The organism is Prosthecobacter sp., from assembly GCF_049294395.1.
Taxonomy (GTDB): Bacteria; Verrucomicrobiota; Verrucomicrobiia; order Verrucomicrobiales; family Verrucomicrobiaceae; genus Prosthecobacter.
The window spans coordinates 1-17855 of record NZ_JBAQCR010000247.1 but is presented as its reverse complement, the minus strand read 5'-3'; the positions used below and the strand labels follow the sequence as shown (position 1 = coordinate 17855).

Here is a 17855-nt window from a genome sequence, read left to right as displayed (position 1 = left end):
TTAAGAGCCGCTGCTTGAGCGGCCCCCACCAAGAGAATCGTTGATTGAACATGAGACTTGCCAGTGGCTCAAACTCACCGGGCGCACAATTTTTTTCCTTCAAACTGGTTTTAAAACACTGCCTAGGAATTCTAGAGAACTGGAGAAGAGATTTGATGAGCGGAGATTGAATTCATGCAGGGTGTGGTCAATGCTCTTTGCATGGCACATGCGCGGGTTATTCATGCGACGTCGAAGCGTTGAGCAACATCGCTCCGCAGTGTAGAGGCGGGGGGACGCTGCTAGTGAGAGCGGCGTGCGAAGAAGGCTCTGGCTCTGGCTTTGCTTTCCGGATTGCGTGTGGCTTTCCCGGGGTGGCGCTCGCTGCGCGAGCTTCGCCCTTGGCTACCTTCTTTGACCCCTCCGGGGTCGAGACTCCAGTTGCGGCGCAACTGGAGTCCTTGGCTGACAGCAGTTGCGCGGCGTCGAAGTGGACGTTGCCGCCGACACCTGCGATGCGGAAGATGATGCGGATGATATTGCGGAGCCCGGGGTGTTAAGCGACTGATCCCCCCCTTATGGCTTACATCGAAGACCTCAGCACGGAGACTTACTGCGGATGGATGCATAAGGACATGGCCTGTCTTTCGGTGGGATGGCTGGGCTGCACGGTGCCGACACCGGGAGCGCTGGCTCCGCGCTATCTGGCGGTGCTGCGGCACTATGCGGCCCATCATGCCTTCATGGATGGTCTGATGGGAAACCATGCCTGCGAGATCTGCGGGAAGGGCAAATTCCACGGGGAGTTTTGGATTGAGCTTTTCGTGCCGCAGGTGGACCGGCGTGTGCGTTTTGTGCTGCCGATGGGGGTGTTTCATTACATCGAGGCGCATGGGTACTGCCCGCCGCCTGAGTTTCTCAAGGCGATTGAACCGCTGGCGGTGGAGCTGGAGATGGAGGCGGCACTTCTCCCACGCGCCGAGTTGCCGCCTGTCACGGAGATTTCAGCCCTTGAGTGAGTTGGCAGCGAGGGACAAGGAGCAAGAGCGGGCCCATTTGCTGGCGGAGGTTCGTTGCAGACACTGCTGGTGAGCGCGGTGTGAGAAGGCTTTCCAGGGGTGGCGCTCGCTACGCGAGCTTACCCCTAGCTACCGGCTGCGATCCCTCCGGGATCGGGAGAAGAAGACACACGGCGGCGTGATATTGTTGCAGTGAGAATGCGGCGTTTTGTGTCACCGCTACGCGGTTCCGCGTGGGGAGGTGTTCGTGGGCGTGCGGTCCGTGGGTTGGCACCCACGGCTACGATTGTGGCAGCCCTACGGGCTTGGGGAGCCTGAGTGCAGTTGCGGTGCATCATGATGCAATTGAGACATGGGGGTCGACGTAGGACAGACGCGCTTTGTCTATCCCGATACTCAGCGCTCGTGAGTGAGCCTTGGCCGACAGACAGGAGTGTCTATCGTACTTGGCCAGAGCTTTTATGGCTGACGCCGGGCGTCGAAATGGGCCAGGAATTCTTGATGAGTGATGTCTTGTGAGGGGTCTTGATCCATTTCTGACTCGCGTTGATTGAGGAGAGCTTCGAGTTCGTGATCGAAAGCGTCGATCGGGTCATCGGTGATAGTCATGGGAGCTGGGGAATGTCCTTTACAGTCCTAATCGCTCTGCCAACCGATCATTAACACGTTGAATCTCATCGTTCGTCAGGCAACCGAGGCGACGAAGCAGCTTGGCGCCGGAGATGGTCTGCACTTGCTGCAAATGAAAAGCTCCAGGCTTCAGGAAGGATTTGGGGATGACCAACTCCCACTGGTTCCCGCGCGTGGCCGTGGTGTGGAGAAGCACTGTGAACAGGTCGAGCTCATCATCGGCAGGTTCGCCCGTGAGGAGCAAGGCGGGACGGACCTTGGCGGCCAAGCCGAAATCCACCTGCCATATCTCACCTCGTTCAGCCCTCATCTTCAGCCTCCATCTGATCCAGAAGCTGGGCACCCTCCAAGGCCATGGCGTCGCACAAAGCGACCTCTTCATTCTCATCCGCGAGTTCCATCAGTTTGCGGCGCACGGCGATAAGATCGAGGGCGGTCAGCTTGGGCAATTCTTGGATGATCTGGGCGACGCTCATGAATGGAATTTCCGTGGGCGTGACGAGCCTGTCAACCTGGCTGTGGCGGCGGAGGTTCTTGAGCCGTGCGCCTTGCGGCGGTGGGGCGTGGAAGACGCTGCTGGTGAGCGCGGTGTGAGAAGGGAGCGGTGGGTTTGCTTCCCGGATTGTGATGTGGCTTACCCAGGGTTACCTCGCTGAGGCTCGGTTCACCCTGGGCTACGCTATGTCGCCCCTTTGGGGCTTAAGAACTACTTGGAGGGGAGGATTTGGACGGCGTCTAGGTGGACGTTGCCGTGGGCGTTGATGGTGCGGAAGATGACGGCGGATTCTTCGCCGGCGGTGAATTTGTAGGTGCCGAGGGAGTAGGCGCCCTGGGGGTCTTTGGGGGCTTTGGTTTGATCGACGGTCACTGTCTTTTCGCCGTCGGCGGTGAGGATGGTGACGGGGGCGGTTTTGGCGCGGTTTTCGTGGGGCTGGAAGTAGATGCGGACTTCGTAGTTGCCGGTCTGCTTGACGCTGAAGGGGAAGCGGGCGCTGGCGTCTTTGTCGGAGCCGTAGCTGTAGTGCTTGCCGACGTAGGGCTTGAGGCCTTCGCCGTGGGCCCATTTGCCGTTGAGCTCGGCTTCGGTGTCGTCGATGACGAGGCCTTCGAGTTTTTTGGGGTCGATGCTGTCGGCGGAGGTGCCGGGAGGTGGGAGGTCGGGGAGTTTTTTGGCGTTGGCGGGGAGGTAGAGGGAGCCTTCGAGGGCGTCTCGGCGCATGGCCCCGGGCTGGGACATGAGGTCTTTGAGGATGTCGAGGTACTGCTCATAGACGCCGCGGGGTGATGTGTGGTGGCGGACGCAGATCCAGGCGGCTTTGCCGACGACTTCGCCCATCATGCCGCAGGTGCGCATGACGCGGGTGGAGCCGAGAGCGTGGCGCTCGACGGAGATGGTGCGGCCAGCCATGAAGAGATTGCCGATGTCTTTGCTGTAGAAGCAACGGTAGGGGACGGGGTAGCCGTTTTTGCGGTCGGTGTGCTTGCCGAATTCGGCGCGGCTGATGAAGGGATTGTCGGGGAAGTTTTTGGCGTACTGCTCTTTAGGATAATGGAGGTCCTGATCCCAGGTGGTGGGGACGCAGCCGTCGGGATGGATGATGCCTTTGACCATGTCTTCGCCATTGAGGATCATGTCGCCAACGATGCGGCGGGATTCGCGGGGACCGCCGATGTAGGCGAGCCAGGTGAGATCGAAGTCGGCGTATTTGTCTGCCTTGAGGGTTTTGAGGGCGGAGACGGCACCGTAAACGGCGCGGAAGTTGTGGTCGCGGATGAGTTCGAGGTCGTTGATGGGGTGCTTGTCGAAGCCGCTTTCCCAGAACCATTCGCCGTGGACGTAGTCTTCGGGGGCTGGGACGGGGGTGTAGCCGAGGTCGTAGCCTTTCATGTTTTCGGCGTTCTTTTTGCCGACGGGTGCGAGGGCTTTGGGCTCGGGGAAGTCTTCGAGCGTGAGGGGGAGTGCCCAAGGGGTGGCGGGCCAGGTGACGGGCTTTTTGAGGTTTTGCATGACCCACATGTTGCTCATGCCCATGCGGCCTTTTTCTTCCATCATGAACTCGGCTCCGGCGAGTGCGCCGACGCTGCCGTGGCCGGTGCAATCCACGAAGAACTTGCCGACGAAGCGGGTTTCTTTGCCGGTCTTGGTGTCGAGGCCGATGACGGAGCGGATGTTCTTTTTGTCGGCGGTCATTTCGACGCCGTAAACGTGGGTGTTGAGGTGGAGGTCGATGGTTTTTTCGGCCTTGACGGTGTCTTCCTTGAGCTTGTCATTGAACTCTTGGGGGGTGGCGGCGGGGCTGTTGCTGGCGCGGTCGGCGAATTCTTCGACGATCTCGCCGAGGTGAGGGTAGAGGCCGCGACGGGTGCCGCCCATGGCCCAGACCTGGATTTCGCTGGAGCCGTTCCCACCGAGGACGGGGCGGTTTTGAACGAAGGCGACTTTCAGGCCCTGGCGTGCGCCGGAGATGGCGGCGCCCATGCCGGAGTAGCCGCCGCCGATGACGACGAGATCGTACTCGCTGGTCTCGGGGGCTTTGTCTGGGAGGCCGAGGAGCTGGCGGCGGAGTTTGTTGGTGGCGGTGAGGTCGGCGGGTGGGGTGAAGTCTTCGCCTTCTTTGCTGAGGATGAGGGCATCGACGCGGCCATCGAAGCCGGTGAGGTCGTGGAGGGCGAGGGTGGTGGCCTTGCCGGTGATTTTGACGGGGGCGGATTTTTCCCACTGCCAGTCTTTGCCGGTGGCGCCGAATTCGTGGTCGAGCTTTTTGCCGTTCACGCTGATTTCGAAGCGGCCGGGGGTGCCTTTGGCGTCCCAGGGGCCGACCCAGTTTTTGGTGCGGGCCCAGAGGGTGTAGGTGCCGGCGGGGAGTTCGACTTCGGTGGAGGCGTCTTTGACGGGCTTGCCCATGCCGTGGGCCATGAGGTAGGGGGAGCCCATGGCATCGATGAACTGTGTGTCGAGCACCCAGCCACCGGGGGTGGAGAAGGATTCGGCTTCGATCCAGAGCGGCTGGGCGCTGGCGGAGCCGAGGGTGAGGAGGGTGGCGAGGAGGACGGATTTCATGGTTGGGGGTGGTTTTAACGAGAACCCGGGAGGAAAGCAATCATGGGTTGTTTGTTACGGTAACAGGAGGGCGGGGAATTTATGATTTACGATTTGTGATTTTGGAGAGGTGGCGTGGTGGGTGAGAGCGGGCCGGATGGACAGGATTAACAGGATGGTAGGATTAACAGAATTAACTGGGGCTGGGATCGAGCTGAGTGGGGAATGTGGCTGAAAATGAAAACGCGGTGCTTCTGGGGGGAAGCACCGCGTGTGGAGGGGTTTGTGGATGGACGGGCGTTGGGCGGTGTGGAGCGCTGGTGGTCGGGTGGGCTGTCGCCACACACGACCTACGACGGGTGGGCGTGGGGGACACGGGCAGGATTGCCCGTGCTACTTTTTACTCGGATTTGAGGGAGGCCATGTCGATGGAGAAGCGGTATTTGACGTCGCTTTTGAGGAGGCGCTCGTAGGCTTCGTTGATTTTTTGGATGGGGATGATTTCGACGTCGGAGGTGATGTTGTTTTGGCCGCAGAAGTCGAGCATTTCCTGGGTTTCGGCGATGCCGCCGATGAGGGATCCGGCGAGGCGCTTGCGACCGAAGAGGAGGCCGAAGGCGGAGACTGGGAGGGGCTTGTCCGGAGCGCCGACGAGGGTGAGGGTGCCGTCGATTTTGAGGAGGTTGAGGTAGGCGTTGATGTCGTGATCGGCGGAGACGGTGTCGAGGATAAAGTCGAAGCTGCCGGCGTGCTTTTGCATGTCGCTGGCGTCGGTGGAGATGATGACTTCATCGGCACCGAGGGCGAGGGCGGAGTCCTTCTTTTTGGGCGAGGTGCTGAGCACGGCGGTGTGGGCACCGAAGGCGTGGGAGAACTTCACGCCCATGTGGCCAAGACCGCCGAGACCGATGACGCCGACTTTTTTGCCTTTGAGATCGCCCCAGCGGCGCATGGGTGAGTAGGTGGTGATGCCGGCGCAGAGCAAGGGGGCGACTCCGGCGAGGCTCAGGTTTCCGGGGACGCTGAGGACGAAGTGCTCATCCACAACGATGCTGCTGGAGTAGCCGCCGTAGGTGACGGGGGCGGTGCCGTGTTTGTCGGGCGAATTGTAGGTGAAGGTGGAATGCGGGCAGAACTGCTCAAGATTGGCCTGGCACTGGGGGCAGGTTTGATCGGAGTCGACGAGGCAGCCGACGCCGACGATGTCGCCGCGTTTGTGCTTCTTCACGGCGGAGCCGACCTGGGTGACACGTCCGACGATTTCATGACCGGGGACGCAGGGATAGGTGGTGGGCATGGCGCTCCACTCATTGCGGACCTGATGAAGGTCCGAGTGGCAGACGCCGCAGAAGAGGATTTCGATTTCGACATCGCGATCGGTGGGATCGCGGCGCGGGATCTGGAGGGATGCGAGGGGTGAGGTGGCGCTGGAGGCGGCGTAGGATTTGGCGGTGGGCATGGTGGGAGGGAGGTTAGGAGTTGGGTTGAATGGATTGGTATTGCTCGTCGGTGACGTGTTCGAGCCAGTCGACGACTTTGCCGTCGAGGCTTTCCTGGATGGCGATGTGTGTCATGGCGGTGGTGGGGGAGGCGCCGTGCCAGTGCTTTTCGCCGGGCGGGAACCAGACGACATCCCCGGGACGGATTTCTGCGATGGGTCCGCCGAGGCGCTGCACGCGGCCGCAGCCTGCGGTGACGATCAAGGTCTGCCCGAGCGGATGGGTGTGCCATGCGGTGCGGGCGCCGGGCTCGAAGGTAACGGTGGCGCCAGCGGCGCGTGCGGGTGAAGATGGCTGGAAAAGTGGATCGATGCGCACTGTGCCAGTGAACCAATCGGCGGGGCCTTTGCCGGAGGGTTGTGAGCCGTTTCGTTGGATGTTCATGGCGGGATTGCGGGGTGTTACGTTTGGGGGGAGCTCGGCGGCTGGGCCATTGTGCGAGTTTTGTATTGAAGAGATGTGAGGCCGCGACTGCAACACCGACATTGGATTCAATGGGTGAGCTTGTGTAGGATGCGGGATGGCACGCGCTTCTTTGAACGACATCGCCCTTAAGCTCGGCATTTCCAAGATGACGGTCTCGCGCGCGTTGCGTGGGGGGAAGCATGTGGAGGCGGCCTTGAGGGAGAGGATTGTACAAACGGCGGAGGAGATCGGCTACCGGCCTGATCCTGAGATCGCGAAGCTGATGACACACATGCGGCGCACGCGGCGTGTGGCCGCGCCGCTGACGCTGGCTTTTGTGTGGGCGGAGAGGAGTTCGCAGGAGATCGAGCGTTCGTCGTGGTCGCAGCAACTGGTGCTGGGGGCGCACCGGCAGGCGACGAAGCTGGGCTTTCAGCTGGAGGAATTTCATCTGGCTGCGCGAGGGATGACGGCGCGGCGGCTTTCTGATATTTTGGAGGCGCGAGGGATTCCGGGGTTCATTCTTTCGCCGCTGGTGTCGCGCAGCCGAGGGCATGTGTCGATGGCGTGGGAGAAGTTCAGCAGTGTGGTGATCGGCTTGGGGTATGCGAGGCCGCAGCTGCACCGGGTGCATCACCACCACTATCTGGGCATGATGACGGCGCTGCGGATGCTGAAGAAGCAGCGGTACAAGCGCATTGGCTTTTACTGCGGCAGCACGATCAATGAGCGGATGTTTCGAGCGTGGTCGGCGAGTTTTCTGGCGCATCACCCGCTGGCGAAGCCGGGAGAGCTGCTGGCGCTGCGCAAATCGATGAGCCGTAGTGATTTCCTGCAGTGGGTGCGCACGGCGAAGCCGGATGTGGTGATCGATGGAGGCCATCTGGTGAAAGACTGGCTGGCCACCCTGCCCTCCTTGCGCAGGCCGGATCATGTCTCACTGGGCTGGCGGGCGGACATGGCGGAGGTGGCGGGGATCGACCAGCAGGCGGATGTCCTCGGTGCGGCGGCGGTGGATCTGCTGGTAACGCAGTACCAGCAGAATGAGCGGGGCATCCCCGAGGCGCCGAGGATTGTGATGACGGAGGGCGTGTGGCGTGGGGCGAGGATGGGTTTTAACGATTGATTCTTAACTTTTTATCTTATTTCTCCTCTTGTTTTATTTATAGCCATGTAGCGCTTATCGTTCCTATTGAACGCTAACACTGGTGTCGGGGGTGGGGGTTAAAACCCCTTGAGGAGGGTATATGAATAGCCCGGGTTCTGTGGCTTCGTATGGCCAAGAATGGAATTACTGCATATCGCTTCCCGGAAATCCCTCATTTATGCTGGCTTGGCGGCCAGCCTCCTGTTAAGCGGCTGCCATCACAAGGAGGCTGAGCATGAGGAGAAGGAGGCGGAGGCTCAGATGATCCTGACCAACCCCATCAAGAGGGATACGCTGGTCACGCGAGAATATGTGTGCCAGATTCGTTCCTGCCGCAACATTGAGCTCCGTGCGGTGGAGCGTGGCTATTTGCAATCGGTCTTTGTGAAGGAGGGCCAGCTCGTCAAGGAGGGCGAACCGATGTTCAAGATCCTGCCGCTGGTGTATCAGGCAGAACTGACCAGCGCCGAGGCCGAGGCCCAGGTGGCCAAAGTGGAGTATGAAAACACCAAGCGATTGACGGACAGCAAGGTGGTGTCTGACAAGGAGCTGGCCATTTCCAAGGCCAAATGGGAACAAAAAGTGGCGGTGGTGAACCTTGCGCAGGCGCACCTCGGCTTCACCAACATCAATGCGCCTTTTCCGGGGCTGATGGACCGCCTGCACCTGCGGAATGGCAGCCTGGTGGATGAGGGTGATCTGCTGACGACGCTGTCTGACAACAGCGAGATGTGGGTCTATTTCAACGTCCCTGAGGCAGAGTATCTGGATTACATGTCTGAAGAGCAGCCGGACGAGAGAAAGAAGGTCGAACTGGTGATGGCCAACGGCAAGACGTTCAACCAGCCGGGCAGAGTCAACGTGATCGAGGCGGAGTTTAACAATCAAACCGGCACCATTCCATTCCGTGCGGATTTTCCGAATCCGGACCGCCTTCTCAGGCACGGCGAGACGGGCAACATTCGCATGAACAAAATGGTCAAGGGTGCGCTGCTGGTGCCCCAAAAAGCAACGTTTGAGATTTTGGACCATCACTATGTGTTCATCGTGGGAGCGGATGATGTGCTGGTTCAACAGCGCATCCATATCAGCGAGGAGCTGGAGGATGTCTTCATCGTCAGCGAAGGTTTGACCGAGAAGGACAGGATTGTTCTCGAAGGAATGCGGCAGGCCAAGAGCGGAGAGAAAGCAGACTATGTTTTCAAGAAGCCCGAAGAGGCTTTCAAAGACATGAAACTGCATGCTGAATAATTATAGGATTTGACCCATGTTTACGAAGATTCTGCGCCGGCCAGCCCTGGCCATTGTTATCTCACTGATCATCCTGTTCCTGGGGGGGCTTTCGATGATCACCCTGCCGATCTCCCAGTTCCCAGATGTGGCGCCGGTGTCGGTCATGGTCACCCTGGACTACCCGGGAGCGAGCGCGAAAGTTCTGGAAGAGTCGTGTTTGATTCCACTGGAGCGCTCGATCAACGGGGTGCCCAACATGAAGTACATGACCTCGGACGCAACGAGTGCGGGTGAGGCAACCATTCAGGTGATCTTCCACATGGGGACCGATCCGAACCAGGCGACCGTGAACGTGATGAACCGCGTGAACCAGGTGATGAGCCGTCTCCCTCCGCTGGTGCAGCGCGAAGGCGTGATCGTGAACAACCTGACGCCGAACATGCTGATGTACGTGAACCTTTTCAGCACGGACAAGAATGCGGACATGCAGTTCCTGTTCAACTACGGCTACATCTATCTCATCCCCGAACTGAGCCGTATTCGCGGTGTAGGTCTGGCCAAGATCCTGGGCACGCGACAGTACGCCATGCGCATCTGGCTGAAGCCGGACCGCATGCGAGCCTACAACGTCTCGACGGAATCGGTGATGCATTCACTTTCGGAGCAGAGCTTGATCGGATCGCCAGGGCGAATCGGGCGAGCGGACAGCAAGACGTCCCAGTCGCTGGAGTACGTGCTCACTTATGTGGGCCGATACAACACCGTCGAGCAGTATGAGAACGTCATCCTGCGAGCCACGGAAGACGGTGAACTGCTGCGCCTGAAGGACGTGGCGTCCGTGGAACTGGGCAGTGAGTTCTACGATCTGTATTCCGACCTCGACGGACTGCCCTCTGCGGCCATCGTGATCAAGCAGAGCTTCGGGAGCAACGCGAACGAAGTCATCAAGGAGATCAAGGAGAAGCTGGTGGAGATCAAGGAGAAGACGTTTCCGTCAGGGATGGACTACAAGATCAGCTACGATGTGGCCAACTTCCTTGATGCCTCGATTGAGAAGGTGCTGCACACGCTGATCGAGGCCTTCATTCTGGTGGCGCTCGTGGTGTTTGTGTTCCTCGGGGACTGGCGCTCAACGCTCATTCCGACGCTGGCGGTGCCGGTCTCGCTGATCGGCGCCTTCTTCCTGATGCAGATGTTTGGAGTGACGATCAACCTCATCACGCTCTTCGCGCTGGTGCTGGCGATCGGCATCGTGGTGGACGACCCCATCGTGGTGGTGGAGGCCGTGCATGCGAAAATGCATGGCACGAGCATCTCCCCCTACAAGGCGACGCAGATGGTGCTGCATGAAATTGCGGGTGCGGTTATCGCCATCACGCTGGTGATGACCGCAGTGTTCGTGCCAGTGACGTTCATGACCGGTCCGGTGGGGGTCTTTTACCGGCAGTTCTCGATCACCATGGCGGTGGCCATCGTGCTCTCCGGCGTCATGGCGCTGACGCTGACGCCCGTGCTGTGCGCGATGATTTTGAAAAAGTCCGAGCATGGCCACGACCACGAGCCCGGCCACAAGCGCAAATGGCGGGGGCCGATTGCATTGCTGCTGGCGGCCTTCAATCATGTGTTTGACAAGGTGACGGACATTTACGTCGCCATTCTCAGAAGGATCGTGCACCGGCGACTGATAACGTTCACGGTGCTGGGGCTGGCCGGTGCGGCGATTTATTTCATCAACGAAAAGCTGCCCGCAGGCTTCATTCCTGCGGAGGACCAGGGAATGATCTACGCGATTCTGCAAACGCCTCCAGGCTCGACCCTGGAACGCACCTCTGCGAAGTCCACCGAGCTGCAGCAGCTGGCCAAGACCATTGAAGGGGTTGACTCCGTGTCATCGCTGGCGGGCTACGAAGTGCTGACGGAGGGCCGCGGATCGAACGCCGGCACGTGTCTGATCAATCTGAAGAACTGGGAGGAGCGGAAACTGACCGCACCTCAGATCATCGCGGAACTGGAAGAAAAGTGCAAAGCCATATCAGGAGTCACGATCGAGTTCTACGAGCCTCCGGCGGTTCCCGGCTACGGTGCTGCGGGTGGTTTCTCGCTCCGACTGCTGGACAAAACCAACACGGGCGACTACGACAAGCTGCAGGTGGTGAACGATGAGTTCATGACGGCGCTCGGGAAGCGCAAAGAGCTCCGCGGTCTCTTCACGTTCTTCAGCGCCAACTATCCCCAGATCGAGCTCGTGATTGACAACAAAGTGGCGATGCAAAAGGGGGTCTCGATTGGGAAGGCGATGGACAACCTCTCTGTCATGATCGGCAGCACGTACGAACAGGGCTTCATCAAGTTTGGCCAGTTCTTCAAGCTGTATGTGCAGGCACATCCGGACTACCGGAAACTGCCGAAGGATCTCAAGGACATGTACGTCGCCAATGAAAAGGGCGAGATGGTGCCGTATTCGGCATTCATGAGTCTTAAGCCGAAGCTGGGCTTGAATGAAATCACCCGTTACAACGCCTACCCTGCCCCGTCCATCCAGGGTGCGCCGGCCGTGGGTTTCAGCAGCGGTGATGCCATCAAAGCGATTCAAGACGTGGCGAAGAAGACCCTGCCGCGAGGCTTTGACATCGGCTGGGCCGGTCTCTCGTTTGACGAGGTGGGACGAGGCAATGAGGCGATGTATATTTTCATCGTGGTGCTGCTGTTCGTTTACATGGTGCTTGTGGGACAGTACGAAAGCTTCACTCTGCCGCTGGCGGTGATCCTGTCCCTGCCCATCGGGGTCATGGGGTCCTTTGCGCTGCTGAAAGCGATGGGTCTGGACAACGACATCTATGCGCAGGTGGGCATCATCATGCTGGTGGGCCTGCTGGGCAAGAACGCCATTCTGATTGTCGAGTTCGCCTCTCAACGGCATCAGGAAGGGCTCTCCATCCTTGAGTCGGCCATTGCAGGCGCCAAGGTACGTTTCCGTCCGATTTTGATGACCTCTTTCGCCTTCATTGCGGGGATGATTCCGCTGCTCAGGGCGCATGGTGCCGGTGCGATCGCCAACAAGACGATTGGTGCCTCGGCGGCTGGCGGGATGTTTTTAGGGACGGTTATCGGCCTGCTTGTCGTCCCAGGACTTTATTATATCTTCGGCACAATCGCAGCCCGTGGAAAACTTCTCCCAGATGAAGACGATACACCGCTGAGCGAACTCGGAGAGTACGGCCATCATGAACATGCAAAACCTGAAGAACAAGCTCCTAGCATTTAATTTCGTTTGTCTAATCGTCCTGGTGCAGGGGTGCTCTTCCGTGCTCCGCCGCGACCCTTTGCCATCGAGTGATCCGCCGCTGCCAGCCAACTTTCCGGACACGGCTGGAACGAAGAGTTCTGCGGTGATCGGATGGAAGGAGTATTTCAAGGATCCAAACCTGACATCCCTCATCAGCATCGCGCTGAGCAACAACCAGGAATTGAACATCCTGCTGCAGGAGATTGAGGCATCGAAGGCCGAAGTGCGTGCGCGCAAAGGCGCCATTCTCCCGTTTGTGACCGCAGGCACGACCGCCGGGCTGGACAAAGTGGGCAGGCATACGGCCGCCGGAGCCGTGGAAGACAATACCGCCAACGAAATTGCAGCGGGCGTCCCTCTTCCCAAGAACATGCCTAACTTCGGCTTCTCCGCCGACTTTGACTGGGAAGTGGACATCTGGAGGAAGCTGCGCAACGAGCGTGATGCCGCGATCCTGCGCTACCTGGGCACCCAGGAAGGGCGGAACTTCATGATCACGAACATCGTCTCCGAGATCGCCCAGACCTACTATGAGCTGGTAGCGTTTGACAACCAGCTGACGACCCTGAAGCGGATGATTGAGATTCAAAAGAATGCGCTCGAGACGGTGAGGCTGCAGAAAGCGAACGCCCGGGTGACGGAGCTTGCCGTGCGCCGATTTGAAGCGGAAGTGCTCAAGAACCAAAGCCATCAGTTCCAAGTTCAGCAGCAGATCACGGTGGCTGAAAACAAGCTCAACTATCTGGTGGGTCGCTACCCCCAGCACGTGAAGCGGAGGTCGGAGGGCTTCGAGCAACTGATGCTTGGCCGCATCAACACGGGGCTGCCGGTCGAACTGCTGCGGAACCGTCCGGACGTGCGGCGGGCGGAGCTGGAACTGGCGGCAACCGGGCTGGATGTGAAGGCTGCGGCGGCGAGATTCTACCCTTCCCTCAGCCTTAAAGGAGCCCTGGGATTGCAGTCCTTCTCGCTGGAGTCCGCGTTCACCACCCCGGCTTCGCTGGTTTATGGTATTGCCGGCAACGTGATGGCACCGTTGATCAACCGGAGTGCGATCAAGGCAGCGTTCCTCGGTGCGAGCGCGCGTCAGATCGCGGCGATCTACACCTACCAGCAGACGGTGCTGAAAGCCTACGTCGAGACGGTGAACCAACTCGCGCAGATCAAAAACTACGGCCGCAGCTACGATCTCAAGGCCCAGCAGGTGGCGGCTCTGAACGACTCCATCAACATCGCCGGCCAGCTCTTCTTCAACGCCCGTGCGGAATACACGGAAGTGCTGCTGACCCAGCGTGATGCGCTTGAGTCCAAGATTGATCTGATCGAGCTGAAGCAGGAGCAGCTGAATGCGTTTGTGAAAGCCTACAAGGCTCTGGGCGGCGGTTACAACCGCGCGGCCGGCGGCTCTGGCAACTCCACCCAAATGGCGGTGCCTAAAGTGGTGGGGGAATTGAGAGGCGGCAACTAGGCTGACGCTGTTTGATCCGCGTTTCGTTAAGCAGCGTGCATCTATTGTACCTTACACAATATAAGACTGACAAGAAGAGCATTCCTTGTGGAAGTGGACTCGGCACCTGAATGCGGCAAACTTGCGGCGGAGCTCATTGCAGACGCTGCTGGCAGGCTTGAAGTGTGGCGGAGTGCTGGGTTTGCTTCCCGGTTCTGATGCCAGGACCCAGGGGAGCACTCGCCAAAGCTCGGCACCCCTGGGCTGTATGACGGAAGGCCGTTGGCCTTCAAGGCAAGGATGTCTGTCTATTGTGCAAGTCTCAATAGGGCGATAGCAGAAATTCGTTTTCCACCTGGAAGCCCACAAAGCTGATTCCTTCCGAGGGCATGGGTTCTGGCGGCGGCGGACTGGGGACAGTCCGCCCCTACCTGCGCCGATGGCCCAGCGCTCCGCGCTTCCGCACTGCTCACATAAAACGCAAAGGCTCTTGTTTTGCCAGACAGGATGGCTTTGGTCGTGGCCCACCATGAAACCACGTCTTCTTCTTGCCGCACTCGCCCTGGCCGTCTCGATTCCTGCTTTCGCTGATGACTTTGTGTCACTCTTTGACGGTAAAACGCTGACGGGCTGGAAGAACCCCTATGAGTGGGGGCAGATCGACATTGTGGACGGGGAGATTCATCTCACGGGGGAGAAGAAGTTCTTTGTGGTGACGGAGAAGACGTACGGTGACTTCATCTTTGAAGGCGACATTCTGCTGCCTCCAGGCCAGGCGAACAGCGGCTTCATGTTCCGGGCGCATGTGGAAAAGAACAAGGTCTTTGGTTATCAGGCGGAAGTGGACGGGGATGCGAACCGCAAGTGGAGCGGCGGCTTGTATGATGAAGGGCGGCGCATGTGGTTTGCGAGTCCGATCAAGGGCAACAAGGAGAGCGAAGCGGCCTTCCGCGCTCGGGCGGGCGATGCCTTCAAGCGCAATGACTGGAACAACTACCGGATTGAATGCCGTGGGAAGAGCCTGAAGATTTTCGTGAACGGGGTGCTGACCACGGATGTGGTGGATGACATGGATGCGAGCGGGGTGATCGCCATTCAGCATCATGGGGAGAAGGGGCAGACGTATAAGTTTCGGAATTTGAAGATACAGGAGCTGAAGTAGGGGGCGGTTTGGAAGTGGCTGAGCCGTTCGATTTAGCCGCAAAGGGGCAGAGATGCAGAGGGAGCAGAGAATGAATCCCATCTCTGCCGTGTTTGCCTCTTTGCCTTTCTAATGTGAACCTAAGACCGCATGCGTGCTCAATCGGAATTGAGTTTTGGGAACTGCTCTACTCTATTAAACCTTGCTCAGTAGATTGACAAGAAAAGCGTCAATGGTGGAAGGTGGGCGCATTGCCTGCACGCGGCATACTCGCGGCGGGGCGCATTGAAGACGCTGCTGGCAGGTTTGAAGTGTGGCGGAGTGCTGGGTTTGCTTCCCGAGTTGTGCGGACAAACCCAGGGGAGCGCTCGCTAAAGCTCGGCACCCCTGGGCTGAAAGACGGAAGGCCGTTGGCCTTCAAGACCAGGATGGAAGTCTATCGCGCAAGTCTCAGTAAGTGTGTGGTGGGGGGAATCGGCAGGTTCCTTGTTCCGCAGGAACAAGGCTACTTTGCTTCGCCGGGGCGGAGGCTGGCATCATGGCCCAACCATGGCGATGGCGAGCTAGAGGCCCATCATCGCGTCCAGCACGAGGCGGCAAAGCTCGGAGACGGTTTTGCCATCGGTGTAGTGATTGACCATGAGGGCGTAGCAGTATTCCTCGCCGGATTTGGTTTTGGCGTAGCCGGTGTAGGAGCGGATGCCGGACATGGCACCGATCTTCCAGGTGAGGCCGTTTTCGGAGAGGAGCGATGCTTTGTATGCGATCCCCTGCGGGCCGGTGCCTGCGAGGAACTGGAGGCGGGCGAGATCGAGAGGACGAATGAAGTCGGCGCGGGAGAGGCCGCTGCCGTCTTCCATGCGGAGGCCGGCGAATTCGAGGCCGCGGGTTTTCCAGTGTTCGCGGATCACTTCAGCGGATGGTTTGCCTGCCTTCAGGCCGAGCATGCGGAAGACGCATTCTGTTTCCTGGTTGTCGGAGACTTTGTGGATGCTTTTGATGATGTCGAGCAGCGGCGGGGAGTCGTGTTTGAGCAGCGAATGAATGGGGGAGGCCGGGGCTATGCTGGTGGCGCCTTCACTGCCACTGCTTTTGGCAGGGCCATTGCCACTGCCACTTTTTTTGGCGGGGCTAGCGCCGGTGCCTGGGCTGCCCACCTGGATGCCGGCGTCCTGAAGTGCGGCGCGGAAATGGTGAGCGGCAAAACGGGCGGGATCTGGCACGGCACCGCGGGCTTGAAATTTTGCGGCTCCCAGAGGGACGGTGCCGCGCAGGTAGATGGCGGTGGTGTTTTCGCCCCCGTGAATCATGACGCCATCGCCCGAATCGGCAGGGCCTGTGGTCACTTCATTCTTCCAGATGGCGCCGGGGACTTCGAGATTGATGCCGAGCAGTTGGGCGGGAGAACCCACCTCGGGCCCTGCCTGAAACATCAGGATGTAGCGGTTGTGGTTGAGGTTCAGCCCGGCGACGCCGCTGCCGTAACCGTTGCCGATGTCGCCCCAATTCCAGAAGTCGCCGTAGAGGCTGCCGCTGAAGAAGCTGGCATCGACACGAATGGTGCCGGTGATTCGAACGAGGCCGCGCTGTTTGAGATCGGCGGCCCAGGCTTTCAAATCGTCGAGCTTCAGCATGGGATCGCCCCCGCCGATGATGACGAGATCACCTTTGATGACACCCTCCTGGATGGGTGCGGTGGATTTGAGTTCGGTGGTGAAATGGAAGTCCGGCCCGAGGACTTCCAGAGCGGTGGCAGTGGTGAGGGTTTTGAAACTGGAGGCGGGAATGAGGGCCGTGCCGGCGTTTTCATCCATGGTGACCGCGCCTTTGCTGTCGATGAGGCAGAAGCCGATGGAGGTGCCGGTGAGAACGGGATTGGCACGGGCCTCCTGCAGCACCTTTGCGACGGCATTGAGAGGAGCGGGAGGGGCTTCCTGGGGCGGAATTTTTTCTGTGGGTGTGGTGACGGGGACCGGAACGGAAGGGACGATGGCAGGAGGCTCCACGCGAGCAGGCAGGGGGGCGGAAGTCACTGAAGGTGCTGCGGGAGAGCCGGCATCGCGCCGCAGGAGGAGCGAAGCCGCCAGCGCCGAGGCGAGCAGGAGGATGACGATGTTTTTTAACATGGGCTGAGTGTAACCTGAAACGCGGCAGCGCCAAGCGGGGTGCTGGGAAATGGAGGATGGGAAAGCGGCGGACAGTTTGTCCCCACTGTTCTTTGCTTGCCTGCCCCACTTATGGGACTCACCTTGCCCCTATGATAGAACTGGCCCCTGAAAAATGGACGATGCAGGGAGTCCTGTGGGGGTTTTTTGTTTTCGGAGGGCTGATTGCAGGTGCCGGGCTGATCTGGACCGTCAGCACGGCAAGGTTTCTTTACGGCTCTGAAAAAACCACGGGCGTGATTGTGGATGTGGTCGGCATTCTGAGCACGCGGAGCCCGAGTGAACCGCCGCAGGCGAAGCAGGTGATCAGCTATTACCCGGTGGTGGAGTTTCGTGATGCGCGGGGAAGTGCGCACAAGGCACAATCATCGCGGGCGGCGCGGTCAGATCATTTTAAGCGTGGTGATGAGGTCGGCGTTTTCTACGATGCCCAAGATCCCGCACAGATGTTCATCGAAAACACGTGGATACTGTGGTTTTCCCCAGGAGTGATTTTGGCAGGAGGGCTGATCTGGATGATCGCTGTGGGTGGCATGATGATGTTGAGCAAACGATTTGAGGTGGGCTTTGCCCAAGACAAAGCCCGGTTTTACAGCCAGGTGGCAGCCTCAGACCCAGCGAAACCCGACAACGATTCCTCCCACCCATGAAACCTGAAAAAGTGAAGTTTATGCTGATGGCCGCCGACATGAAGCGGGCGGTGACGTTTTACCGCGATGTGATCGGCCTGGAGGAGATCTTTGTGAGTGATTTCTGGACGGAGCTGCGGTTTGGGGATGCGATCATCGCGCTGCATGGAGGGCATGATGGCTCGCGGAATCCGACGGGGCTGAGCTTTCAGTATGAGGACGTGCTGGTGATGGC

Annotated in this window: 15 protein-coding genes; 8 read left to right on the top strand and 7 right to left on the bottom strand. The window is 59.2% G+C overall.

Features of this window, described 5'->3' with window-relative positions; genetic code table 11:
• Positions 1–557: 557 nt before the first annotated feature.
• Entirely contained in the window at positions 558–998 is a 441-nt protein-coding gene (locus WAW39_RS17340; RefSeq protein WP_422320444.1) for a hypothetical protein, read from the top strand.
• Between the two features lie 459 nt (positions 999–1457).
• Here the strand turns inward: WAW39_RS17340 and WAW39_RS17335 are convergent, their stop codons facing one another.
• From WAW39_RS17335 to WAW39_RS17310, 6 genes are all read right to left on the bottom strand, one after another.
• Positions 1458–1607 (bottom strand): hypothetical protein, encoded by a 150-nt coding sequence (locus WAW39_RS17335; protein ID WP_422320443.1) that lies wholly within the window; start codon positions 1605–1607, stop codon positions 1458–1460.
• 19 nt (positions 1608–1626) lie between these two features.
• Positions 1627–1938: a type II toxin-antitoxin system PemK/MazF family toxin gene (locus tag WAW39_RS17330; protein WP_422320442.1), complete on the bottom strand. Its 312-nt coding sequence runs from the start codon at positions 1936–1938 to the stop codon at positions 1627–1629.
• The gene (locus WAW39_RS17325; protein ID WP_422320441.1) at positions 1928–2104 is read right to left on the bottom strand and encodes a hypothetical protein; all 177 of its coding nucleotides are present in this window, start codon (positions 2102–2104) and stop codon (positions 1928–1930) included. Before WAW39_RS17325 ends, WAW39_RS17330 begins: the two co-directional genes overlap by 11 nt.
• A gap of 230 nt (positions 2105–2334) precedes the next feature.
• Complete coding sequence (locus WAW39_RS17320) at positions 2335–4689, bottom strand: FAD-dependent oxidoreductase (protein ID WP_422320440.1); 2355 nt, start codon at positions 4687–4689, stop codon at positions 2335–2337.
• 379 nt (positions 4690–5068) lie between these two features.
• Positions 5069–6127: an NAD(P)-dependent alcohol dehydrogenase gene (locus tag WAW39_RS17315; RefSeq protein WP_422320439.1), complete on the bottom strand. Its 1059-nt coding sequence runs from the start codon at positions 6125–6127 to the stop codon at positions 5069–5071.
• A 13-nt stretch (positions 6128–6140) separates the two neighbouring features.
• Positions 6141–6551, bottom strand: coding sequence for a (R)-mandelonitrile lyase (locus tag WAW39_RS17310; protein WP_422320438.1), 411 nt, complete (start codon positions 6549–6551; stop codon positions 6141–6143).
• Between the two features lie 136 nt (positions 6552–6687).
• Here WAW39_RS17310 and WAW39_RS17305 point away from each other — a divergent pair, with 136 nt between their 5' ends.
• The 5 genes from WAW39_RS17305 (at position 6688) to WAW39_RS17285 (ending at position 14847) form a co-directional block, all read left to right on the top strand.
• Positions 6688–7698 carry a LacI family DNA-binding transcriptional regulator gene (locus WAW39_RS17305; RefSeq protein WP_422320437.1) on the top strand — a complete coding sequence of 337 codons (1011 nt, stop codon included), beginning with the start codon at positions 6688–6690 and terminating at the stop codon, positions 7696–7698.
• Between the two features lie 159 nt (positions 7699–7857).
• The gene (locus WAW39_RS17300; protein ID WP_422320436.1) at positions 7858–8970 is read left to right on the top strand and encodes an efflux RND transporter periplasmic adaptor subunit; all 1113 of its coding nucleotides are present in this window, start codon (positions 7858–7860) and stop codon (positions 8968–8970) included.
• A 16-nt stretch (positions 8971–8986) separates the two neighbouring features.
• On the top strand, positions 8987–12217 hold the full coding sequence (locus tag WAW39_RS17295) for an efflux RND transporter permease subunit (RefSeq protein ID WP_422320435.1): 3231 nt from the start codon (positions 8987–8989) through the stop codon (positions 12215–12217).
• Entirely contained in the window at positions 12177–13706 is a 1530-nt protein-coding gene (locus WAW39_RS17290) for a TolC family protein (protein ID WP_422320434.1), read from the top strand. The genes WAW39_RS17295 and WAW39_RS17290 overlap by 41 nt, the downstream gene beginning before the upstream one ends.
• Positions 13707–14214: 508 nt before the next feature.
• Positions 14215–14847, top strand: a complete 633-nt coding sequence (locus WAW39_RS17285; RefSeq protein WP_422320433.1) for a 3-keto-disaccharide hydrolase — start codon at positions 14215–14217, stop codon at positions 14845–14847.
• 542 nt (positions 14848–15389) lie between these two features.
• On the opposite strand, the gene dacB is transcribed toward WAW39_RS17285, so the two are convergent.
• On the bottom strand, positions 15390–16952 hold the full coding sequence (gene dacB / locus WAW39_RS17280; protein ID WP_422320432.1) for a D-alanyl-D-alanine carboxypeptidase/D-alanyl-D-alanine endopeptidase: 1563 nt from the start codon (positions 16950–16952) through the stop codon (positions 15390–15392).
• Between the two features lie 131 nt (positions 16953–17083).
• On the opposite strand from dacB, the gene WAW39_RS17275 reads away from it, so the two are divergent.
• Together WAW39_RS17275 and WAW39_RS17270 are read left to right on the top strand one after the other, a co-directional pair.
• A complete protein-coding gene (locus WAW39_RS17275) occupies positions 17084–17641 on the top strand; it encodes a DUF3592 domain-containing protein (RefSeq protein ID WP_422320431.1) in 558 nt (185 codons plus the stop codon).
• On the top strand, positions 17638–17855 hold a 218-nt coding region (locus tag WAW39_RS17270; RefSeq protein WP_422320430.1), incomplete at its 3' end, for a VOC family protein. The genes WAW39_RS17275 and WAW39_RS17270, both read left to right, overlap by 4 nt.